Genomic DNA, 20015 nt, shown 5'->3' on the forward strand with positions numbered 1-20015 from the left:
CTACCAACCTCCACCAATCTTCATTAAAAGGTCATCCCTTTTTATACTCATTGTCTTGCCACAACAAGGACACTTAAATGAACACAACTGACTTGCAATTGCCTTGCGGTCGTTTTCAACCTTTTCTTGAATCCAATCATTGTACTCGTTGATTGTAGCCTCTGACGGAGAAGAATCTGCAAATGTAGGCATATGGTCGATAGTTGTCTTAATAGGCTCTTTGACAACTACTGGCTTAATTTCCTTAAGTTCCTGTTCAAAACGGATATCGATTGATTTGAAATCAAAGTTCATACCCTTAGAGAACTGAACAAAAGAATTGTTTGTAATATCACCAAAACGCGAGTTAATACGAAGCAATTTTTCTTTTGCATCATTGTCATTTTCGGCTGTGATATAAACTACTGGAAGCGGTGGGATTTCATATCCTTCTTTTTCGAGTTCATTTAATGCCAACTCTCTTCCGTGTCCATCAAGAATGTAATTCCAATTCTTATTCTTCCAAACGAAGAACGGGAAACTGAATCCATACTTAATAATTGATTTCTTTACTTTATCAACATCCTGTTCATCACGGAACTTCAACTTTCCCTGAAACTTAGTAAGTTGATGAAGGTCAAGAAAATCGCCTGTACTACAAGTAATTGCTATTTTCATTTTTCATGCTCCCTTTTCTTTTCTGCATTATCATAATCAAACATTGGACTAATTCGTATTGGGCGACTTCCACAAACTACGCTCTTGTTTTCTTCGTGCCCCGCAAGATTAGGAACAGTAACAAATATACTGTCATAGCCGTAACGTTCAAGAAATCTTCTAAAGAACAAATCATCGGCTTGCATTTTCATATATTTGTTATAAGCACTTACTGTTTTACATTCATCAGTAAGAAAGAACTCCAAAAAACCTTGCGAAATCTTTTTTGGAATGTATGTACACAACATCCACCCCGCCTCTTTTGCAGGGTAAAAACCTTCTTTATCAATTATTTTATCACCATTGTACTCTGTTTTCCCTTTAAGGAATGGCGTTGAAAATACGATTACATTGTCGGGGTGTTGTTTCACCACGGCTCTGCACTTTCCCATAAAATCTTTGCAAAGGAGAATATCGTCTTGAATATATACGGCATCATCGTCCGCCAATTCAATTGCTTTCAGAAAACTCCAAATGCAACCATTATGATTTACGTCATTTACAATAATTGGTTGATATAACAATCGTTCAAGGTATGACGTATTTCTTTCTGGAACTTTGCGAATTACAAACTTCATTTTCCACCCGAAATACTTAGTTTGGTAGTAGTTTTTGGCAAAAAAAATGCTACACTAGATATATTTAGTGTAGCATCGGTATAAAAAATTGTCAAATAGTTCGCACGTGCGAAATGCTAGATTCTGTCAAGCCAATAGATTTTTGGCATTCGTTTTGGGTCATCGATAAGACCTCTATTCATCACCCAAGTTGTATTCATAGGATCTCCCATTGTCCAATACTGCATATCATCAACACATAATACAGTATAAACAGTCTTGAGCATCTTCTGACGTTCACCATACTTTCTGATAAACATAGCCCAACGTTCAAACTCTGCTCTATTCTTTTTGCAAGAATCACAGAATCCACTGCACTTTCCATCTTCTTTCTTTTTCCAACAAGGATAATTGATGATGTACTGATGTGGACAAAAATCTTTCATTGTAGAAGAAGACTTCCAATAATTTCGCGCAATATACGCCTTAAACTCACTCATTTCTGCCATCGAAGGTCTTGGATGGTCGGGAGGCAATTCACCCCTTACATTTGGTTGAGGTAAACAAGAAGTTGCTAATTCTTCCTGTGTTTGTTTTACCTCAAATACATATTCCTCACAATAACTCTGCTCTTGAAATCCACCAATAATTACTCTCTCAACATCTTCCTTTTGATTGACGAAGAGCACTTGGCAAACGAGACCTTTCTTTTCATATGCTGGCTTTAATCGCTGACTGTGTTCTACATTCATATTACCTTCTACGATTGTAGGAATACCGTCATCAAATAAGTCAGGTGTCAGATCCTTAAGTTTCATTTACGCTCCTTTCTTTTTATTATCGTCATGTTTTGCAGTAAAGATTTCAACATAATCTTTATAAAGACCACTTTTTTCAAGATAATTCATTACATCTTTTATTCGCTTTTCAAGAACCCACAAGTTTTCTTCCTGTCTCATTTCGAACTCTACTTCGTGGACATCGCGAGGAATCCTTGACTCTTTATAATCAGCAACGAGATATTCAAAAGTGTTTATTCCCGTACAAAGAGAATACATATAATGCTGACTACGTTTTACATAATGATAACCACCTTTGTACTTTCCTGTAGTCTTAATATCGATAATTTTATTTGGGAACATAATATCTGCATAGCCAAATAAATGGAACTCTTTGTCTCCGAATTGAACGTCTTTCATAACGGGAACTTGCTGTTGCCCATTACGACATTTCTGCGCAATTTTTAATGTCGGATAAACAGCAATGTCGACATCATAGCCTTTTACTCCTCTCGCCTCGTACCACTGTCTTGCATACATTTTGAACTGTTCGTCATTTAAATTATTGCAGTTCTGACAGACAAGATTTTCAAAATCAATTCCTCTCTGACACGCTTCGGAAGTTGGTCGCTCCTCTCGTTTTATCATTGCGATAAACTCTTGAACCGCTCTGTCCTTCCAATCTTTTGGACAAGATATAAGCCAATCATAACTGTCCAATAAACTACTTGTGATTAAATATTTCATTCAGCCTCCTCACCTATTTCTTGCAAATCATAATAATTTCTTGAATAATTTTTACCGATAAGCCAATATAGTTTTTCTTTTGCTTCATCTTCGTCTTTCGCCCAAAACTCGATAACCATTCCTTTTTTTGTAACTTCATCAGAAATATCTGCTTTATACTTTTTTAAGTCTAACAACTTGCCCCTCCATTTTCTACATTACAGAAGATTCCATATCTACATCGCAGTAGTTTCCGTAGAATAAAATATTGAACTCGTCTTCGTCTGTCCAAACTCCATTTTCATCACAAACCTGTGCACATTCATAAAGTTTATCAACAATAGAATCCTCAAGTTCTCTTACTTTATCTACGGTTATATCAAATCGTTCTGCAATTCCCTTGAAAGTAAAAATACGATTTCCCGAAGTTGTTCCTGCACAACCTTTTACAACCATATAATTTGCTATGGCTTCAACAAAAAGTTCTTCTTTAATTGCATAAGGCTTATTCATATTCTGCTCCTATCAACACAGACAAGATATGAGTCTTATCCTCATCATCAACCATAGCAGTACAGAACCTTTTCTTGAGATCCTCAATCTGCTCATCAGTGAGAGAACTAAGATTATCTTCTTCATCGTGATTACAAATCAAAGCATTTCCGACCAACATTGGCTGGTGATTACTGTCAAAAACACTTGGAATTGCAGGTTGTCTGTACAATCCTTCGTCATCTACGACGAAATCATACCAATTGTCTCCGACCTTTCTCTCTGTAACGTCGATAAGCTCACAATCGCATAATTTATACAGATTATCAAGAGTGTCTTCGAACTCAACAACATTTACCCCTTTCATTTTGTAAACATCTATCAACAGTCCTTTGATAACAGGTTTTCCTGTGCCTGTTTCAAGTTCATAATAATCTTGAAGGACAATATTTTCTGCCTCAGAAAGTTTTTCTTTTACCTTTTCACAAGTTTCTTCTTTCATTACAAACCTCCTATTTTCCTATAAAATAATAAGCATCTGACACAGCCTGTTCTTCTTTTCTGTTCATTACCATACAGAACATACAAGCATCACCTTCTCCGTAAAAATCTGCTACCAAAGTAACATCGCCACCGTGCCTTACATACACCTTGTATTTCTTCATTACTTTCCTCCTTTCTTTTCAAGTAATATTCCTTTTTCCAAAGCCAACTTTTCTGCATCAAATCCACATCGCTTACAGTCATAATAAGTGATGTAAACTGAACCTTTTTCGTTCATCTTGAACTTATCTCTGAACGCATTTTCCATAGCACCTGCCTGTAATGCGTATCCATACCCTTTGCTAAATCTTTTTTCTGTACACTTAGGAAATGTTTCCAACCACTTAAACCCTTGTCGTCTAAACATAGCAGTATGCGCAATCGGATAAGCCATTTTCTGCAGATTGAACGGTTGCTGATAATCTTTTATCTCTATCCCACAGCCATAAACTGAATTATTGCAATGAGATACAATAGGCATTATATCAATCTTTACTCTGATTCCTATTTTCTCAAGCAATATGCACAACTTCAAAACTGCCATTCCAGACTTCATCAATTCCTCACTTGTCTGATTGCAATTTCCTGTGTTATTGAAGTAGATGTGCATAAACTTCTTTTCAATCTTCTTTCTTGGAGTATTTGCCCACATCGCTTTCGGAACTCCTTTTATTGCAGCGGGTACTATCGGTGCAAATCCTGCCATATTTGGTTTATGTTTTACACATATCCTTTCTACTTGTTTGGAATACTTCTGCAATTCAGTTTTCATATCATCTACTTTCGCAGACCAACCTTTTGCAAGTAAATCTTCTGCAATTTCAAATGTTTTAGTTCCACTCCAAGAACTGATTTGTTGACTTGAATGATTATAACGCATAACTTCATTGGTTTTTCTGCTGTTTATTATATTGTCAAACTCATAAATGCTCTTAAACTTCTCAAACTGCAAATCCATGACCTACCTCCTACGCTGTAAGTTCGAACTCCTGCTGTTCTGGAATCTTCCACTTTACATTCTCACCTTTGCACGCTCTGTAGTACAAGTTATTTTTATCAATCATATTGTTCAGAATGTTCTGCAAGTCATCATCTGCCATTGTTCGAATCAAGCAATCTCTCATAACTTCTTTCAGCGTCAATTCACCTTTCATACTAACAATCTGCTTTAAGTTTCGATAACTTACTATAACCAAGATTCCGTTCTTTTCTGTCTGTCTGCGGAACGCATCAATGAAATCGACCAATTCTTCATCACCTTCCGCAATACTCATTTCAACCTGTCTGTTGTAATCAACACGGATTGGAACGAATCGGTTCAGTGTTGAAGCATCCAACTGCTCACCAAGATACTGTTCGTCAGAACCTGTTCCTATTGTGTTAGTTGCACTCATAAACACAAGTGCCTTAAACTCAAGGTGTTCGTCGTTCGGGAACGTGAACTCTTTCTTATCCAACGCTTCATTGAATATCTTCAAAACCTCACCGTCTGAACAATCCATTTCATCAAACAAGAACACCGCTTTACGACCCTCGGCTACTGCCTTACAAGCATCATAAAACGGTGTTTTCACAAACCTCGAATTGGCATCTACAAACCCTGTCAGTCCGTACTCATTCTTTACGGCATTGACTTCATAGAACTCTGCATCGAATAACTCGGCAACCTTTCTTGCCAAGAAACCTTTTCCTGTTCCCGCAGGACCAACCATTTGAACATTGTTTCCTTTCTTTGCATACGAAACAATCTTGTTGAACACTGGCGGTAACGTTACATTTGACTTTTGCTTATCAGCAAGCATCATCTTTGGCTTTGGCTTCAAGTCATAATCATCAGCCAATCTCTTCACCACTGAATCTGCAATCCTTTTTGCAATCTGTTCATCTTCCATTTCATTCCCCTTGTATTCGATTGGATAAGATATAAACCTACCCATAGATTTGCCGAAGTAGATAGAACCTTCCTTCTGAAGTTCCCTCAAAACATCCCATACTTTGTGAGATGTTGTTCCAAGCCTATCTGCAATCTCTGCAGCCGTGATTCCGTTTCCCTTGTCTCTTACGACTTCCAATACATCTTCTTTCATTACCAACCTCCTTAGCAATAAACAACCACACACCAAGAGTTAGAGTCATTTTCATCACCTTGCCAAATCATAAAGTCGATTACGTGTTCAGTGAGAACTTTTCGAATACTCTCAAGATAACCTTCTAAAATAACCTTTGCTTTTTCAGAAAGCATACAGAAGTGCAATTCACCGCCGTAATTTACGGACTCCCATTCTTCTCCAAGTACTGACAATGTGTTTTGCATTGCTTCGAACAACTCGTTATCTTTCATTCCTTACCACCTTACTTCGCACGTGCGAAGATTTTTTATAAGTTATAATTTAGTTTATGATTCTATTATAACGTGTCGGTGGTCTTCTGTCAAGCGAAAGAAGAAAATATAATTCTGTTATAACTGTATTGCACGAAGGTTACGCAGTTTGTATTTTGAAGGATTTTTCTGTAATTTTCTTATCAAGAGAGTCAAAGAAGTAATCAATATAATTCGTCATAACCTCAAGTTTCGCTTGATTAGAAACAAGGGTTTCTAAGGCACTTAAAGCAGATCCCGATAGCCTGGTCTTTACTTCAAGTATTTCATTCCACTGTTCTTCAGAAAGTGAATAAAGTGGCATCGCTTTTTGTAATAACTCACGGTTCGTCATTTCTTCACTTCCTTGCTAAGTTCTTCAATCAGTATTTGCTTTGCTTCTTCGTATAACTTAGAACCTTTTGGAAGTGTTTCTGCGTATTCCCAGAGTGCTTTTAATTCCTGCTTATCCATAATAGACCTCCTTTGTCACAAGGTCTATTATCGGGTCAGTTTACTACGGTAGCAACTTGAAGTCGCTTGAATTGCACTTGAATCGTGTCTTTAATCGAGGTTTTCACCACCGTTGTAAGGTAGTGCACGCAATTTTCCTAGAATCTTCTGATGTGCTTCATCGCCATAAGCACCTTCAAGAATATGTTTAGCTTGTCTTTCAGTGAACGGCAAAGCCTTTTCTAAATCATCAACATCACAATAATCTCCAACAGTTACAGAAAATGGTTCTACGCTATCAGTTCTGCGAAGAGTTCGTGCTTCACCTATATAATATTCGCCACCGTCATATTTAAGAATAAACAGTTTCTCTTTCATTGTTCCTTCTCCCATAATTCCCATTTGCTCTTTGTTTTCAAACATTCAAACTCGTCATCATAACTCATAAGATTACACTTTAATTCGTCACCCCAAAAACTATGATGTTTACAGTTTTCACAGCATTTTAATTTCTGAACCAATATTTCGAGTTCGACATTTCTTTGACAAAGAATCATAGACTGGTTAGCCAAGTTCTCATTACTTTTTTCGAGTTCTTTAATGCGTTCTTTCAGAAGTTTTATTGCTTCGGTTTCTGGAAGGTCACATACTACAGGATTGCAAGTAGCGTGTAACATCTGTTCCATAACTTTATTTGCTTCTTCCTGTCCTTTAATAAAACCGTCTCTTAGACCTTCTTCATAAGTCTTTAGTCTTTCAATAGCGTCACTCATTACTCGCTCTCCTTTTCTTTTGCGTATTTTGCCATTAACTCCTCTGTCGTTTCACAGAGATTTCTTTCTCTTGCTGACTTCATCTTTGCGGTGATAGTCTGCGGTGAGTACAAGTCGATTTCTTTCTGCATTTTGCCCTGTAACTTCAAGTCGAGAATCTGTCTTTCAGAATCAGTCAGATTTAGTTTCTCTGGCTTATGGATTGCAAAGACATAGTTCATCTTGGTATAAAACATCACGCAGTAAATCAAGTGAATCGCAAACGGAGTTATACCAAGTCGCTTCATCGTGTAAGCAACGAATACGTTTACAAGATAAATCCACGGTGCTACTTTTCTCAACTTAGGGTCTGCACCCATAGCAACTAACATAAAGAATATCGTTGCGTAGTTGTAGAAGTTGTTGATATAGACAAGAGTACAGGCAAAGATTACCAAACTCCAAGCAAGCCCTTTTCTTCCAAACAGAAAGATAAACAGAGCAATTAGTCCGCATCCACCTGCTCTAAGATACCAGTAATATTCAATATCTCCTACCTTCCATTCGTAAACGTGTAAGCCGATTAGAACGATATGAAGTAACATTATCAGAGCAAGTTGCTTATCGTTCTTTAATAATTCTATTCTGTTGCGTAACCACTTAAACATTACTTAGTCTCCTTATGACTTTAATATTCTTTTAATCTGTTTTAATAGTTCTTCTAACTGTTCTTCATCCCAGTTTGTAGCACCGTCTAATGCTAAGTCACAAACATTATCTATTTGTTTTACTTTTTCCATTATTTTTTTATTTTCTTCTTGTAAATTGTGTATTATGTTTTTTTCTTCCTCTGTCATAAAACACCTCAATTATTTATCGGCAGGTTCTTCTTTCCAAAATATTCTTTTTATAAATGATATATCCACCTCTTACAGAGTTCTCACTACAAGAGTAAGATTGTGCAAGGATAAGATAATCAGCAGATTCTTCAAGAAGGAATCCAACTGTTTCAATCGGCTTGATTTCGTCTTTAAGATTTTTTACATCTTCAACATCCTGCCACCTGTCTGCAAGTAATGAATAACCAGAATCAATCCATTTTACATAAACAATATGGTCTGTCATTTACTTTGTCTCCATTCTAAAATAATCATAAGGAAGTTCTTTTAGAATCTTTACATTTCGTAACAAAGGTTCATTATCAGCACCTTTTCCAACCTCGTCACCAGTTACAACAAATATCTTTGTATTTTTATCGCATCCGCAACAATCATCTGGAAATGCTGAACTTGAAAAATCTCCGTGAGTACAGGAATTAGCGTGTAATGGTGCTACCAAGTGATAACCGTCTGAAAGTTTTATAGCGTTCCAAACCGAAACCCCTTCCTCGTAACCAATACATTTATATCCGTCTCCAACAATACCATTACCGATTTTACTTTTCTCATTTTCTGGGATTTTTCCAAATCGTATATATAACCCATTCATTTACTTTTCCTCCTTCCATTTTTCAAACATCTTTTCAGCCTGTATATAAGCACAGTTCGGAACACACATTTCTGAATCTGGATTTACTGTGTAATAGATTGCGTAAGCGATAGCATCTACCATATCGTGTTTTAGATACAAAAAGTTCGGTTTCTTATTTTCCTTCTTACCCAATTCCGCTTCGATTTCATCTCTACCAAAGTTACCTTGTGACAAGATGTTTTCGAGTTCTACTTCATAATCTTCTGCAAGTCGTAGGTTCTGCATAATCTCACGGTGGGATTTCATTGTAGGGTGATTATCTGCAATATGTCGCATACCTTTGGTTAGTTTAGTAAGAACTCCGAGCGATTTATAAAGATAACTGATTGCATTTGTCAGTTGCTTATGTGTAATTAAAAGTTCTTCATCAATAACTTTGTTGCGTTCTTTTTCAAAATCTAAATCTGTCATTCTTAATCTCCTACCTCAAACTTACTGTCATAGTACCAACAACACATCTTGCAGGAATTACTGTCATCCCATTGTCCGTCACTGTCAAAATGTCCTGTATCATAACCACCTTTTGCCTTGTAAATCTTACACATCTTACAAGGGTCTATTACTAAAGGAATATCATTTATATATCCTTCATAACTTTCTAATTGATTTTTTAGTTCTGTCTTTGCCATTTCTATTCAACCTCTTAATACACAATCTCGATATAACTTTCCTGTCCATTTTTACTGAACTCTGTTTGAAAAGTTGCTGATTCAGTTTCGTATTGTGTACGTTTATTTCTTTGTCGCAGATAAATCTTACAATCTGGTGAACCAAACTTTTCAGCCATTTCAACTGCTTTCTTCAAATCTTCTAAAGTCATTTATTCACTCTCCTTTAGTTCTGGAAGTACAATTTCTTTCCAAGCGATAACATCAGTAATGGAACACCAAGAACCTCTACTGACCCATTCATTATGATTTGTAAGACGTTTTACATCGCAGTCTCCTCTCGGAAAAACAACCAAAACATCTTTATAAAGTTCTGGTAATTCGTCTTTCACATAATGCCATTCATTAGCCTTGTTAAAGCCGAATTCTGCACCTTTTAGAAAACCGTCATACCGACCACATTTTAAGACTTCAATCTGCTCTTTAGTTAATAATTTTTTTTCATATCCTGTTGTCGCATATTCTTCTGCTTCTTTCTCAAACATAGTTACTCCTTCTTTACAAAATCCACTAAATACTTACAACCAAATTGTGAATGTCCTTTACTTCGATTACACTCTGCACACTTGTGAGTATGTTCATAACAACAATCTTCGCAATTCTGCCAAACATCAACCATACATTTAATGCAATCTCTTTTTAGTTTTCTTCCGTCTTTTGTATTATTGCAATAAACCATAATTTACTCCTTCATAAAATCAATAAAACAGGTTATCCACATATAGACACCCAATACTATTACAATAATTGGAAATAAAGCAATCGAAAGAACTGCGTATAATATCTTTATCATTTTTCCACCTCGCTATCTATAACGCAACTTAATTTCACATTTCTTCGGGTATATTTTTTTCGTATTGTTTTGCAACCTTCCTTGAACTTTAGATACAAGTAATGGCTATCTTCCCAATAACGTACAACATCCTTGTTTTCTTCTTCTCCACCTGTTCGGTAATCAACTATTACTGTCATTTTTCCACCTCGCTATCTTTAAGGAATTGCTCTGCCTTGTCTTGTATGCTCTTAAAACTCGGACATTTGCTATTACCTTGCCAATTCGCCCACTTTACAAACTCTTTAATAATTTCTTTTGCTTTGGTGAGTTGTTGCGTTTTTAAATTTGACGCTTTTTGAAGTTCAGGAGTAAGCAAATTGATAGCATTAAGTCTTGCCCTCAATCCTGCGTTTTCTTCTTGCAATTCCTTAATATACTGTATCTTTTGTGTAAGGCATTTATTCTCGTATTCCTTCTGACAGATAAAACCACCTTTGTTTTCGGGACAATTTTTACAAGAGAGCAAAACGCTGATTTTTTCTTCAAGTTCGGCATTTTCCTTGTAGATTTCACATTCTGACTTATAGCCACAATGTTTGCAATTATTATATTTACAACTCATTTTTCTTTTATCTCCTCGGTTCTTCATAATATTTCATTCCATTTGAAACGAGATAAAACATTACTGCTTCTTTATTTTCAAACCACTTGATTGTATTACACTTTGGTAACGCACCTTGTACTGAATAATCAATCTTCCATTCAGTATCGAAAAGATTTTTATATGCAAACCATTTATGGTCGCTATCTCTTTCATCAACAGGAAGATAACACTTCATTTTCTCAATCTGTGCTTGCAGATTAGATATTATTTCGTTCTTCTGCCAAAACATTTTGTCATAGTCTGTCTCTGCCTGTGACAATTTTTTATTAAGTTCCTTTAATTCAAGTTCACGACCTTCTAACTGATAAGAAACATTTTCAAGTTTGTTTTCAAGGTCTGAATAACAGTCAATATAACCGTCATAAAATGAACCATACGATAAACCTTGATTTCTTTTTGAACATACTGAATATCTATTATCTATATGCAATTTCAATTCTTCTTTATTCATTTTTCTTTTATCTCCTTAAAACTATTTCAATAAATCTTTCAAAACTTCTTTATCGTCTATACAAACCTTAATCAAGAAATCTTCATACCTTGCTAAAGACTGATACTTGTTGCCTAATACGTCTGTAATTATTGCTCGCTCAAAACAGAAATCTTCCTTTCTTTTTTCTACTTTAAGTATAAGAGAAACATTCAAGTCTACAATTTCATCGTCTTTATCAAAAACTTTAACAAACGTCATTTTTCTTTTATCTCCCATTTTTTACAGTTACGACAACATTCAGAAGGTTTCATTCCTTTACCTTGCTCTGCTAGTTCTATTAAGCACTGCTGATAATTCTTGCAGTTACACCAATTTTTCATTTTCTCAATCTGTGCTTCTAACTCTCGCACTTTTTCATCGTGCTTTCTTTTTTCCATTTCTTCACAATAATCAAACTCTTTGTCTGTCATCTTCCTAACTCCTTTGTTTAAGTCTGACCAAGTTGGTAAATCTTTCATTACCTACCTCCTAATCTGGTTCAAACTCGTGCTCTTTGAACTCAACGTCATACAACTTTTCCCTAACCTGTTTTTTCATTTCATCAGTAATTTCTACTGGATCTTTTGAATAATCGTCATACGCTTTTACATATTCAACTTCATCAATTGTGAAGTCTCCGTCGGGTGGTTCGCATCCGTAACCCCAAGAATCTCCGCTACTGTACCACCCTGTTGCTTCTGCTCTGACATCAACATCAATGTCACCTTCATCGGTGTACAGTGTAACAGTTCCGTAATAATACATATTACTCATTTCTGCTCTCCTTCCAAAACCAGATATTCAATGAACTTCACATCCTGTGCTGTCAAACGCTGTTTCTTCTGCATTTCTTCAATTTCTGCTCGTTCAAGTGCCAACCGATTTTCAATTTCATCAAGTCTGTTTTTTACACATATAAAAGTTCCAACGAAGAATGTTATCAACAAGAACGTAAGAACTATCATTACCTTTTCTGCCAAGTTTCCCCTCCATCTAATGAACACAGTTTTGTTTTTTCTGTATCGGTAATCATAATCGTATCACCGTAGAAACATACATCGAGATAGTGAATACCACTTTCTTTTATGATGTTCAAAATCTCTGTAGTTTTCTCTTTCAGCAAATCTTCGTTCATTTCAACACCCCATATTTCGTTTTATTACCAACATCTATTTCATAGAGCAATACTCCGTGATTTTCGCACTTAATTAAAAATGCGTTAGTAAGGCTATACCCCATTTTTGATGCTTCACTCTTCGTCATTTCCTTCTGTTTCAGAACTTCCACAAGTTCCAGCTCTTTCTTCGTCAGATAATGTTCCCACATCATTCTTACCTTTTTTGAAAAACGCTTCCATTCCAAACTCTACTCCAACTGCAACAGAGATAACAATTGCACACACAAAGAATAGAAACAAAACTAACACCAAAAATGTTTTGATAATAACACTAAGCATACTTCCTCCTTGATTTACGTTTGCTTTCCCAATCAAAAGTCAACGTTGTACACACTTCTGTAAATCTGTCGAAAACAGCAGTTCCCAAAAAGTTTACAAACGATTTTTTCGATGCGTTAGTTACAAGAACTGTCGGTTTATTGTTTTCATATCTCATACAGATTATCTGCATCAACACAAACTTTTCTGTCGTATCATTTACAAAGTATTTGCAGCACTCATCAATTACAAGCATATCTACTTTAGAATAATGTCTGATAAGTTCCTCTCGGTTCATATCAACCTTATAACCTGTCGCCGAATCATACTTCATACACAGCATTGACGATGTGATATATTCACCACCACATTCTCGAATAATGGAACAAGCAAGATGCGACTTTCCCGTTCCATTATTCCCACACAAAACTAACATTCTATTGTACGGATTCTTCGCAAAATCCATTACTGTTTTCAACGCACTTCCATTAAGTGCCGTTTCTTCATAAGTAGCAAAACTTTCACAAAAAAACTTCTCGGGAACTCCACTCTCCTTATATTTCTTATATCTATCTTCATTTCGAAACTTCTCTTGCATCGCATCGTATGCACATATCTTTTCTTCTGTTTCTTCTTGAGGCAAGATTGTATCCAACCCCTTAAACATTGGAAATGTTTTCATAACAACTCCTAGAAATCAACCTCTCCGACATCTGAATCATTATCTATTCTTCCGTCAGTTGCATTTATCAATTGTGCCAACATACCTGCTGAAAGAATTGTTGTAAGCACATACCCTTTTGAAACAATAAACTTATTGTCTATGGATCTGCGAACAGCATCTAAAATCTTTTCAAGACCATATTTTTCAATACAATCTTTTGTCAATTTTCTACTCTGTGCCCAATTCACTATTGGTTTTTCACTTTTTACAACTCCTCTTTCATAAAGTTGCTGATAGTTCAAAGCATACTCTTTTTCGACTCTTTCAATATCATTCTTTGGAACTCTCTCGGTTAATGGAACTCTCTGTGGCGTTTCTGCAACCTTTACTGGCTGATTGCATTTATACGCGCCTGTTTTTTCAACCTCTAAAGTTGATTTTTCGTTCAGATACTTTGTTTCTGTGTATCTATCACTACGAAGATAATTGTTTATTCTCCAATGGCGAATAACAACAATTCCACTGTCGAACGGAATCAAGAAGAACTTTGCAATAAGAATCTTCAAATCATCTTCACTTGCCATACATTGTCGCATTATCGCTTTTGGCGAATCGACAAAGCCATCATCATCTGCAACCATATTTAATGTAAAATACAGACATCTCGCTGTTGCTGGCATATCCAAAAATGCGTCAGACAACACAATCGACTTTGCAAACATACGTCTATTTGCCGTAGGTCATCTACCTCCCTGTCATTTTTGACATATTACTTTATTAAAACAAAAATCCTTGATTCAACAGACTGCGGTTGGTAATTCCGATAACTCCCAAAGAAACTAAAGAGTTAATTCAATCTGCTGAACCAAGGATTCTGCACAGTTTCTTTGTTTGTATTTAAGGTTTACCAGACCTTATCTGTAGTATATCACTTACTCATTATGGTGTATAGTTCGCACGTGCGAATTATTGCTTAAAATCCATTATTGATTGATACAACTCATAAAGCATTTCTTCACACGCTTTCATATCGTTATAAACATCAATCATTTCGTATGGTGCTCCATTTTTTCCGTGTCCGTTATCATCAAGCCATAAATACGCTTCATAACTTGGGTCGTAACTGTCGTAGTATTCACGCAACTTATCTTCAATTTCTCCAAGAGTTTTATATTCAAGTTCTACATTAAAATCTTGTCCTGCTGGAGAATACTGGCTGAACATTACTAACTTAGTTCCACCTTCGTTTTTATCCCAAGTTACAGTCCAGCCAAGTTCTTCTGCAATCTTTTCAATTTTTGCTTTTGTCATTATAAATCTCCTTACCAAGCAATTCTTATTGAACTATGCTTTGGACAATTGGCTTCAAATCCGTTCTGTTCAAAATATTTAAGCACTTCTTCAATTTCAATTTTAGAAGGACAAGGACACTCGTGTTTCCAACAATTGCAAGATACATCACTCCACCATTTGTGAATAAATCTAACTCCGCCATTAGATGCTGTTTCTTTAACCAATCTTTCACAATTTTCAATCACCTTACTTACAACATCTTTTCTTATTGTAGATGCTTGTAAGTTTCTAATTTCATCTGCTGTCATTATTTTTTCTCCTTTGCTTTGTATCTGCACTTTTTCTTGTCACCATAACAACTTGCATATTTATATTCCACTTTACAAATTGAACAAGTCGAATAAGTAGGTGGTTCATAATACTTACAAGGTTTCTTTTTGTTCATCTTTATTGTCCTCTATCTTTCTTTCCCAATATAACTTCGATATAATCGAATCCAACCTTACTCCAAGTGGTGAATATGAAATGACGTGTCGCTTTCGTTCAGACAGTATCATAAGCACCAAATCTACATCTGATTTTTCTTCGAGTTCTTTTTTAGTCATTTAGTCCTCCCAAACTTCCAACATTCCGTATTCGAGAATGTCATGCAAATCTGAATGCCTACACCCGATGTAATTACCATTAAGCCAATCTTTGAACATTCGTTCATTTCCAATTTTCATATTACCTTTCTTAACCTGTTCTTTTACTTCTTTACGGAGTTTCCTAATAGAAGTGGTAACAAGAATGATGTCTCTTGAACTGTACTCTTTCCAAGCATTACAACTCGAAAGGACATAAATGTTTTTCATTTTCCCTCCCTCTTCTTAAGCCAATCACTGTACTTAAGAGGTTTGAGTTTCATTCCTCTCATAATTTTCTCATACGCGCAATATTCTTTTAATGTCTGGCTAATATAACTCTTTTCTTCTCTCTTCATAACAACCACTTATGGATATGTATATCCGTATGCTTTACGAACCTTCTTATAACGGCTTTTGTTTCGTTTTCTTAATTCTGTGTTTTCATTTAGTCTATCCTCAATCCAGGTTGCCAAGAACCAAAGACTGTTTACACCATCTTCTAGTGCAGAACCAACTCCAACAACACCTTCATAATCAAGATGTTGTTCGTCTTTACAGTATTCATTGATTGCTAACACAACGTTCATTCGGATCTTCTGAACTTCTGACAACTGTGTAGTCAAAACGTCTCTTAATTGTTCTGTATTCATTTAATCTCCTCAAATGTAATGCAATCTACACAATCAACTGTCATTGTTACTTCCGCAATTTCTGATGCTGTATTTGCTTTTTCGACGTCAGTGAATACTGTTGCATCATAATCGTGTACATACCAACCTTTGCTACTGGCATTCCAATAAGCCTTGTCGCCATTCATATACCTTCCAACTACTCTGTACTTCATTACTAACTCCTTAAACAGCGTACTTAATTTCCTGCTTGCTACTCCACTTTTCCATCATTGGTTTAACAAGTGTCTCAATACAGGTATTTGTTACAACAACTGTTTCTTTATCATTCTTATCCCATTCGCGATTAAGAATACACAGCCCATCGACATCGATACGACTGATTGTTTTTTTGTACACACCGAAGTGGTCGAATGTGCTAATATCGAAACTAAAATCGTCATTCTGCTCTCTATCAGTCTCTTTTAGAACACTACCTACATCGTGACTGTAACTATTTTTAACCGTGTAATAAGTCTTACCCTTTGTGAAAGTATGATAAAAGTATCTCCACTGTTCTGACAAAAGCCAATTTATAAGTTCATTCATCGAGCCAAACATTTCGTTATACTTTTCATATCTGTTTCCATAGATATGATTTGTTACATAAACCTTAATCATTATTTTTCTCCTTCATAATTTTATACTCAATATGTTCTGCAATAATCACAACCTTTGAATGAGACTTACCAGTGCTGTCTCTCCAACACTCCTGTTTCATTCTTCCAACAACTCTGATTTCACGATTAAGAATCGCGTTCCTTTTTACATTTTCTGCCATATTCCCATAGCATAAGATTTCAAAGTGACTTACCTCTGTCTGCATCTGGTTGTTTCTGTCTCTGTACTGACGAGCCACTCCAATCTCGAAATCTGCACTTGGAACTCCAAGCTCATGAAATGCTACTTCTCTTGTAACATTTCCTTCAATAATCAAACTATTCATCTGGTCCATATTTACCTCCTATGAAACCTGTAAAACATAATCTGCTATAAACATCATCTTTGGATTCTTGCTTGTACCTTTCTGCCAAGACTCAAGATGACCCGATAGAGACACTTCCTTATTCATTGCAATACCCTTTTTCTTTGCTTCTTCCCAAACATTCTTCTGCATTATGCAGGAAAACTTTAAGATACTTGAAGAATATGTGTTATCAATACGATTTGCTTTTCCTTCAATCTTCACACTACCAGCGAACTCCCCACTTAATTCTTTCAAGTAATAAACTCTTCCTGTAACTGACCAATCATTCATTGACATATAATTCATTTAACAACCTCCTCTGAAAGTATTCGCATAAGTTTCAATATTGAATCAGAAGAACCATATACGATTTTTACGCCGCACTCATCATCTTCTTCAGTTATATCAGTAACAGCCATTACGATTCCAAATCTTGCAAGTTTCAACTCATCGTGGTACTCATCTACAAGATTTTTTATTTTGTTTGCAAATTCAATTGCAATTTCATCTTTTACTTTTATAGATTTCATTATTCTCGAGATAATCATATCTTTATCTATTTCATCATAAGTTCCGTCTTCAATCTTTTTTCTTAACGATTCTTCCATCTTATTCCTCCTCTACTTTAATGATGTGATACTCGCAGTTATCCAATCCATAAATCTTTATACATTCTTCGACAGAACTAACGATACATTCCTGTTTATGAAACTTGCCATCGAAACAATACTCATCACGATACTCAAACCATACATGAACCATTATTTTGCCTCCAAGTATATGAAGAAGTCTGAATTATCTTCAAAACGGATCATAAATTGCATCCTATAACATTCAGATTTTTCGCGTTTATCAACAGACATCAGTCTTATTTCGTTTATCTGATATATCCAATACTCCTTAAAAACTTTTGTGAACACTTCTGCTTTCACCGTTTCGCCAAAACCAAGTTCAGCAAGTTTCTTTTTTCCTTCTTTTACTTCTTCTGCAATTTCCTTGCTTTTTGTTTCATAACTTTCTTCAAGTGATTCCATTCTAGTCATTAGAAATCCTCCTCATCTTCAAGTTCATATTCATCTTCAATTGTGTCATCATCCATTTCGATTTCGTAATCATCGTCATCATCGTCGTCATCGCAACGTTCATTACACTTATCAATCATATCTGCTGACACACACAACAAGTGGTTGTAATCTGAACTCATCGCATCCTTAAGATATGCGTCAATTTCTTCTTTTGTGAAGTTACACTCTTTCATTGCTCTCTGTGTGTACCCCATAACGCTATATGCGTTTCCGTCAATTCCTACTAAACAATAACTCATTATTCTTCCTCCTCGGCTAATCGTTTGTAATATTCGTTTTCTGCTTCAATATCTCTAGTGTCATATGTTCTATACATTGTTTCTGCTTCAAAATATTCTTTCACTAAAGATTCCAACTTTTGCTCGAACTCACCAAGAATCTTATTCTCGATTAGATGTTCTGACATATTTTCATCAAGTTCAACTTTGACTGTGATAATCGGCATCATTCCAACTGACCTATCACCAATATCTTCAATAAAGATTGTGAACTTATCATCACCCATTACGACACCTCCTTTTCCTTCACAACTTCAACTCCCCACTTGGCGCGGATGTCATTCATCTTATTGTGAGAGTAAATGTGCTTTTTCTTTGTGCCACTGTAAACCCAAGCCTTTTTGCTTGCAGAGAACCAAAATCCAAGTTCTTTCAGTTGGTCTTTGTACTCTTTAGATTCAAAACACCAAATCCACTGACCGATTATTTCAATACGCATATTGAAGTCGATTACCTTATTAAGAACATCTTTGAACGTATCTTTACTGAAGTCATAATGGATTTTCTGTTTCTCTACTGGAAGTTCCTTGTTTTCCTCATCAATTCTCTTGTTGAGTTCTACTCCAAATCTTTCAAGCAATTCCACATACTGCTCATCAATTTCTTTCTTGATGTCAGCATCAGACTTCCAACGCTTAAGAAGATTAAGGTATTCGCCTTTCAACTGTTCAATTGATTCTGCACTTCCAAACCATTCCATTGTCTACCTCCTTATTTGAGCCGTCTTATTCAGCCCTAATTTCTTTAATCTGTTATATACGGTATCAACTGTTATGTTGTGCTCGTAAGCAATTTCTTTTGGGGTCTTTATCTTGATGTCTTCTTCAAGTTCCCAATCAGTTATCTTTTGAACTATTATTTGATGCCTAACACACCATTTCCAAAATGTGATTTTCTTCAACCCATAATAATCTGCAATCTGTTGTGCACTCATTCTGCAAATCATTTGCTGAACTTCTACAGGTTTTAGGTGTGCCGTCTTGTACTCAACCATTCCCATAACATCACCTCACAAATAAGGATCTTCAATTCTCGAACCAACTTTTACGATGTCTGCAAGAGGGATTTTTAATCCACAATCATAGGTTTTTACCTCGTTATGCTCATTTATAAAAATCTCTGTCACAATCACCAGAAAACTATTTTCAAACGTATCATTAAACTCATATCGATAATGCAACGCGCATTTCTTAATAAGTTTACCTCTTTCTCTGAAAGTAATCATTTCAAGACCGTGGCTTGCACCTTGTTGCTGGAATAAATCAGGATGTTTGTAAGTAAGTTCTTGCCACTTGAAACTTCGTTTCATAAACTCGCAAAACTTGATGTAGAAATCTGATCTTGTAGGATTTTTGTTCTTATATTCAGTCCACCAACTTACTACCTCATTATCTTTACTATCGTAACAAGCTCCAATGAAGAAATCGGTAGGAGTTGCAGTCTCTAAAGTTACTGGTTTATACATTGTGACTAACCTCCATTATCTTTAAGAGTTTGTAGTAATTTCTTTTCTTGCCACAACTTTTTTCACAA

52 protein-coding genes are annotated in these 20015 nt (G+C 35.7%); all 52 read right to left on the reverse strand.

Translation table 11 applies throughout. The features are described from left to right. The 52 genes from BMY21_RS02445 to BMY21_RS02670 all read right to left on the reverse strand — a co-directional run bounded on the left by BMY21_RS02445 (position 1) and on the right by BMY21_RS02670 (position 19947). Positions 1–657 carry a ParB N-terminal domain-containing protein gene (locus BMY21_RS02445; protein WP_074640567.1) on the reverse strand — a complete coding sequence of 219 codons (657 nt, stop codon included), beginning with the start codon at positions 655–657 and terminating at the stop codon, positions 1–3. Further along, positions 654–1274, reverse strand: a complete 621-nt coding sequence (locus tag BMY21_RS02450) for a hypothetical protein (protein WP_074640569.1) — start codon at positions 1272–1274, stop codon at positions 654–656. The genes BMY21_RS02445 and BMY21_RS02450 overlap by 4 nt, the downstream gene beginning before the upstream one ends. Positions 1275–1390: 116 nt before the next feature. After that, on the reverse strand, positions 1391–2071 hold the full coding sequence (locus BMY21_RS02455; RefSeq protein WP_074640571.1) for a hypothetical protein: 681 nt from the start codon (positions 2069–2071) through the stop codon (positions 1391–1393). Beyond that, positions 2072–2779 (reverse strand): hypothetical protein, encoded by a 708-nt coding sequence (locus tag BMY21_RS02460; RefSeq protein ID WP_074640573.1) that lies wholly within the window; start codon positions 2777–2779, stop codon positions 2072–2074. Further along, on the reverse strand, positions 2776–2955 hold the full coding sequence (locus BMY21_RS02465; RefSeq protein ID WP_074640574.1) for a hypothetical protein: 180 nt from the start codon (positions 2953–2955) through the stop codon (positions 2776–2778). The genes BMY21_RS02460 and BMY21_RS02465 overlap by 4 nt, the downstream gene beginning before the upstream one ends. Positions 2956–2971: 16 nt before the next feature. Further along, entirely contained in the window at positions 2972–3271 is a 300-nt protein-coding gene (locus tag BMY21_RS02470) for a hypothetical protein (protein ID WP_074640576.1), read from the reverse strand. Continuing rightward, the gene (locus BMY21_RS02475) at positions 3264–3752 is read right to left on the reverse strand and encodes a DUF3846 domain-containing protein (RefSeq protein ID WP_074640578.1); all 489 of its coding nucleotides are present in this window, start codon (positions 3750–3752) and stop codon (positions 3264–3266) included. Before BMY21_RS02475 ends, BMY21_RS02470 begins: the two co-directional genes overlap by 8 nt. 10 nt (positions 3753–3762) lie before the next feature. Next, positions 3763–3915, reverse strand: coding sequence for a hypothetical protein (locus tag BMY21_RS15750; protein WP_177177696.1), 153 nt, complete (start codon positions 3913–3915; stop codon positions 3763–3765). Further along, entirely contained in the window at positions 3915–4751 is an 837-nt protein-coding gene (locus BMY21_RS02480; protein ID WP_074640580.1) for a DUF7192 family protein, read from the reverse strand. The genes BMY21_RS15750 and BMY21_RS02480 overlap by 1 nt, the downstream gene beginning before the upstream one ends. 10 nt (positions 4752–4761) lie before the next feature. After that, positions 4762–5865: an AAA family ATPase gene (locus BMY21_RS02485; protein WP_177177697.1), complete on the reverse strand. Its 1104-nt coding sequence runs from the start codon at positions 5863–5865 to the stop codon at positions 4762–4764. Between the two features lie 26 nt (positions 5866–5891). Beyond that, positions 5892–6134: a hypothetical protein gene (locus tag BMY21_RS02490; protein ID WP_074640583.1), complete on the reverse strand. Its 243-nt coding sequence runs from the start codon at positions 6132–6134 to the stop codon at positions 5892–5894. 139 nt (positions 6135–6273) lie between these two features. After that, positions 6274–6507, reverse strand: a complete 234-nt coding sequence (locus tag BMY21_RS02495) for a hypothetical protein (RefSeq protein ID WP_074640585.1) — start codon at positions 6505–6507, stop codon at positions 6274–6276. Next, positions 6504–6626: a hypothetical protein gene (locus BMY21_RS16005; RefSeq protein ID WP_256210225.1), complete on the reverse strand. Its 123-nt coding sequence runs from the start codon at positions 6624–6626 to the stop codon at positions 6504–6506. The genes BMY21_RS02495 and BMY21_RS16005 overlap by 4 nt, the downstream gene beginning before the upstream one ends. A gap of 90 nt (positions 6627–6716) precedes the next feature. After that, positions 6717–6983 carry a hypothetical protein gene (locus tag BMY21_RS02500; RefSeq protein ID WP_074640587.1) on the reverse strand — a complete coding sequence of 89 codons (267 nt, stop codon included), beginning with the start codon at positions 6981–6983 and terminating at the stop codon, positions 6717–6719. Continuing rightward, the gene (locus BMY21_RS02505) at positions 6980–7378 is read right to left on the reverse strand and encodes a hypothetical protein (protein WP_074640589.1); all 399 of its coding nucleotides are present in this window, start codon (positions 7376–7378) and stop codon (positions 6980–6982) included. Before BMY21_RS02505 ends, BMY21_RS02500 begins: the two co-directional genes overlap by 4 nt. Continuing rightward, complete coding sequence (locus tag BMY21_RS02510; RefSeq protein WP_074640590.1) at positions 7378–8025, reverse strand: hypothetical protein; 648 nt, start codon at positions 8023–8025, stop codon at positions 7378–7380. The genes BMY21_RS02505 and BMY21_RS02510 overlap by 1 nt, the downstream gene beginning before the upstream one ends. A 12-nt stretch (positions 8026–8037) precedes the next feature. After that, the gene (locus tag BMY21_RS15755; RefSeq protein ID WP_177177698.1) at positions 8038–8214 is read right to left on the reverse strand and encodes a hypothetical protein; all 177 of its coding nucleotides are present in this window, start codon (positions 8212–8214) and stop codon (positions 8038–8040) included. A 16-nt stretch (positions 8215–8230) separates the two neighbouring features. Beyond that, positions 8231–8482: a hypothetical protein gene (locus BMY21_RS02515; protein WP_074640592.1), complete on the reverse strand. Its 252-nt coding sequence runs from the start codon at positions 8480–8482 to the stop codon at positions 8231–8233. Next, positions 8483–8845 carry a hypothetical protein gene (locus BMY21_RS02520; RefSeq protein WP_074640593.1) on the reverse strand — a complete coding sequence of 121 codons (363 nt, stop codon included), beginning with the start codon at positions 8843–8845 and terminating at the stop codon, positions 8483–8485. Then, the gene (locus BMY21_RS02525) at positions 8846–9298 is read right to left on the reverse strand and encodes a hypothetical protein (RefSeq protein WP_074640595.1); all 453 of its coding nucleotides are present in this window, start codon (positions 9296–9298) and stop codon (positions 8846–8848) included. Positions 9299–9300: 2 nt separating this feature from the next. After that, positions 9301–9516 carry a hypothetical protein gene (locus BMY21_RS02530; RefSeq protein ID WP_074640597.1) on the reverse strand — a complete coding sequence of 72 codons (216 nt, stop codon included), beginning with the start codon at positions 9514–9516 and terminating at the stop codon, positions 9301–9303. A 14-nt stretch (positions 9517–9530) separates the two neighbouring features. Then, entirely contained in the window at positions 9531–9707 is a 177-nt protein-coding gene (locus BMY21_RS15760; RefSeq protein WP_177177699.1) for a hypothetical protein, read from the reverse strand. Then, complete coding sequence (locus BMY21_RS02535) at positions 9708–10040, reverse strand: hypothetical protein (protein WP_074640598.1); 333 nt, start codon at positions 10038–10040, stop codon at positions 9708–9710. Between the two features lie 304 nt (positions 10041–10344). Beyond that, the gene (locus BMY21_RS02545; RefSeq protein WP_074640600.1) at positions 10345–10527 is read right to left on the reverse strand and encodes a hypothetical protein; all 183 of its coding nucleotides are present in this window, start codon (positions 10525–10527) and stop codon (positions 10345–10347) included. Beyond that, positions 10524–10952, reverse strand: a complete 429-nt coding sequence (locus tag BMY21_RS02550) for a hypothetical protein (protein ID WP_143064147.1) — start codon at positions 10950–10952, stop codon at positions 10524–10526. Before BMY21_RS02550 ends, BMY21_RS02545 begins: the two co-directional genes overlap by 4 nt. 7 nt (positions 10953–10959) lie before the next feature. Then, a complete protein-coding gene (locus BMY21_RS02555) occupies positions 10960–11445 on the reverse strand; it encodes a hypothetical protein (RefSeq protein ID WP_074640603.1) in 486 nt (161 codons plus the stop codon). Positions 11446–11466: 21 nt separating this feature from the next. Beyond that, the gene (locus tag BMY21_RS02560; protein ID WP_074640605.1) at positions 11467–11685 is read right to left on the reverse strand and encodes a hypothetical protein; all 219 of its coding nucleotides are present in this window, start codon (positions 11683–11685) and stop codon (positions 11467–11469) included. After that, complete coding sequence (locus BMY21_RS02565) at positions 11682–11945, reverse strand: hypothetical protein (protein WP_074640607.1); 264 nt, start codon at positions 11943–11945, stop codon at positions 11682–11684. The genes BMY21_RS02560 and BMY21_RS02565 overlap by 4 nt, the downstream gene beginning before the upstream one ends. A gap of 10 nt (positions 11946–11955) precedes the next feature. After that, complete coding sequence (locus tag BMY21_RS02570; protein WP_074640609.1) at positions 11956–12240, reverse strand: hypothetical protein; 285 nt, start codon at positions 12238–12240, stop codon at positions 11956–11958. Then, positions 12237–12446, reverse strand: coding sequence for a hypothetical protein (locus tag BMY21_RS02575; protein ID WP_074640611.1), 210 nt, complete (start codon positions 12444–12446; stop codon positions 12237–12239). The genes BMY21_RS02570 and BMY21_RS02575 overlap by 4 nt, the downstream gene beginning before the upstream one ends. Next, on the reverse strand, positions 12431–12601 hold the full coding sequence (locus BMY21_RS15765; protein ID WP_177177700.1) for a hypothetical protein: 171 nt from the start codon (positions 12599–12601) through the stop codon (positions 12431–12433). Before BMY21_RS15765 ends, BMY21_RS02575 begins: the two co-directional genes overlap by 16 nt. A 114-nt stretch (positions 12602–12715) precedes the next feature. Continuing rightward, the gene (locus tag BMY21_RS02580; RefSeq protein WP_074640613.1) at positions 12716–12922 is read right to left on the reverse strand and encodes a hypothetical protein; all 207 of its coding nucleotides are present in this window, start codon (positions 12920–12922) and stop codon (positions 12716–12718) included. Beyond that, positions 12915–13568 carry an ATP-binding protein gene (locus BMY21_RS02585; RefSeq protein ID WP_177177701.1) on the reverse strand — a complete coding sequence of 218 codons (654 nt, stop codon included), beginning with the start codon at positions 13566–13568 and terminating at the stop codon, positions 12915–12917. Before BMY21_RS02585 ends, BMY21_RS02580 begins: the two co-directional genes overlap by 8 nt. A gap of 23 nt (positions 13569–13591) precedes the next feature. Further along, positions 13592–14245 (reverse strand): DNA replication protein, encoded by a 654-nt coding sequence (locus BMY21_RS02590; RefSeq protein WP_143064148.1) that lies wholly within the window; start codon positions 14243–14245, stop codon positions 13592–13594. A 286-nt stretch (positions 14246–14531) separates the two neighbouring features. After that, positions 14532–14876, reverse strand: a complete 345-nt coding sequence (locus BMY21_RS02595; protein WP_083379642.1) for a hypothetical protein — start codon at positions 14874–14876, stop codon at positions 14532–14534. An 11-nt stretch (positions 14877–14887) separates the two neighbouring features. Further along, complete coding sequence (locus BMY21_RS02600; RefSeq protein WP_074640619.1) at positions 14888–15166, reverse strand: hypothetical protein; 279 nt, start codon at positions 15164–15166, stop codon at positions 14888–14890. Between the two features lie 114 nt (positions 15167–15280). Continuing rightward, positions 15281–15463, reverse strand: a complete 183-nt coding sequence (locus BMY21_RS02605; RefSeq protein WP_074640621.1) for a hypothetical protein — start codon at positions 15461–15463, stop codon at positions 15281–15283. Beyond that, entirely contained in the window at positions 15464–15712 is a 249-nt protein-coding gene (locus BMY21_RS02610; RefSeq protein ID WP_074640623.1) for a hypothetical protein, read from the reverse strand. Then, positions 15709–15840, reverse strand: coding sequence for a hypothetical protein (locus BMY21_RS16010; protein WP_256210226.1), 132 nt, complete (start codon positions 15838–15840; stop codon positions 15709–15711). The genes BMY21_RS02610 and BMY21_RS16010 overlap by 4 nt, the downstream gene beginning before the upstream one ends. A gap of 9 nt (positions 15841–15849) precedes the next feature. Next, positions 15850–16134 carry a hypothetical protein gene (locus BMY21_RS02615; protein WP_074640625.1) on the reverse strand — a complete coding sequence of 95 codons (285 nt, stop codon included), beginning with the start codon at positions 16132–16134 and terminating at the stop codon, positions 15850–15852. After that, on the reverse strand, positions 16131–16328 hold the full coding sequence (locus BMY21_RS02620; protein WP_074640627.1) for a hypothetical protein: 198 nt from the start codon (positions 16326–16328) through the stop codon (positions 16131–16133). The genes BMY21_RS02615 and BMY21_RS02620 overlap by 4 nt, the downstream gene beginning before the upstream one ends. 10 nt (positions 16329–16338) lie before the next feature. Further along, the gene (locus tag BMY21_RS02625) at positions 16339–16773 is read right to left on the reverse strand and encodes a hypothetical protein (RefSeq protein ID WP_074640629.1); all 435 of its coding nucleotides are present in this window, start codon (positions 16771–16773) and stop codon (positions 16339–16341) included. Continuing rightward, positions 16766–17107 carry a single-stranded DNA-binding protein gene (locus BMY21_RS02630; protein ID WP_074640631.1) on the reverse strand — a complete coding sequence of 114 codons (342 nt, stop codon included), beginning with the start codon at positions 17105–17107 and terminating at the stop codon, positions 16766–16768. The genes BMY21_RS02625 and BMY21_RS02630 overlap by 8 nt, the downstream gene beginning before the upstream one ends. 9 nt (positions 17108–17116) lie before the next feature. Next, positions 17117–17425 (reverse strand): hypothetical protein, encoded by a 309-nt coding sequence (locus BMY21_RS02635; RefSeq protein WP_074640632.1) that lies wholly within the window; start codon positions 17423–17425, stop codon positions 17117–17119. Continuing rightward, entirely contained in the window at positions 17422–17727 is a 306-nt protein-coding gene (locus BMY21_RS02640; RefSeq protein ID WP_074640634.1) for a hypothetical protein, read from the reverse strand. The genes BMY21_RS02635 and BMY21_RS02640 overlap by 4 nt, the downstream gene beginning before the upstream one ends. Position 17728: 1 nt before the next feature. Beyond that, a complete protein-coding gene (locus BMY21_RS15770; protein WP_177177702.1) occupies positions 17729–17881 on the reverse strand; it encodes a hypothetical protein in 153 nt (50 codons plus the stop codon). Next, positions 17881–18162, reverse strand: coding sequence for a hypothetical protein (locus BMY21_RS02645; RefSeq protein WP_074640636.1), 282 nt, complete (start codon positions 18160–18162; stop codon positions 17881–17883). Before BMY21_RS02645 ends, BMY21_RS15770 begins: the two co-directional genes overlap by 1 nt. Beyond that, positions 18162–18443, reverse strand: a complete 282-nt coding sequence (locus tag BMY21_RS02650) for a hypothetical protein (protein WP_074640637.1) — start codon at positions 18441–18443, stop codon at positions 18162–18164. The genes BMY21_RS02645 and BMY21_RS02650 overlap by 1 nt, the downstream gene beginning before the upstream one ends. Then, entirely contained in the window at positions 18443–18709 is a 267-nt protein-coding gene (locus BMY21_RS02655) for a hypothetical protein (RefSeq protein WP_074640639.1), read from the reverse strand. The genes BMY21_RS02650 and BMY21_RS02655 overlap by 1 nt, the downstream gene beginning before the upstream one ends. After that, positions 18709–19182: a hypothetical protein gene (locus tag BMY21_RS02660; RefSeq protein ID WP_074640641.1), complete on the reverse strand. Its 474-nt coding sequence runs from the start codon at positions 19180–19182 to the stop codon at positions 18709–18711. Before BMY21_RS02660 ends, BMY21_RS02655 begins: the two co-directional genes overlap by 1 nt. Positions 19183–19185: 3 nt before the next feature. Next, positions 19186–19482 carry a helix-turn-helix transcriptional regulator gene (locus BMY21_RS02665; RefSeq protein ID WP_074640643.1) on the reverse strand — a complete coding sequence of 99 codons (297 nt, stop codon included), beginning with the start codon at positions 19480–19482 and terminating at the stop codon, positions 19186–19188. Positions 19483–19491: 9 nt separating this feature from the next. Further along, positions 19492–19947 (reverse strand): hypothetical protein, encoded by a 456-nt coding sequence (locus BMY21_RS02670; protein ID WP_074640644.1) that lies wholly within the window; start codon positions 19945–19947, stop codon positions 19492–19494. Between the last annotated feature and the right edge of the window lie 68 nt (positions 19948–20015).

It is taken from the genome of Treponema bryantii, assembly GCF_900111035.1.
GTDB lineage: Bacteria > Spirochaetota > Spirochaetia > Treponematales > Treponemataceae > Treponema_D > Treponema_D bryantii_C.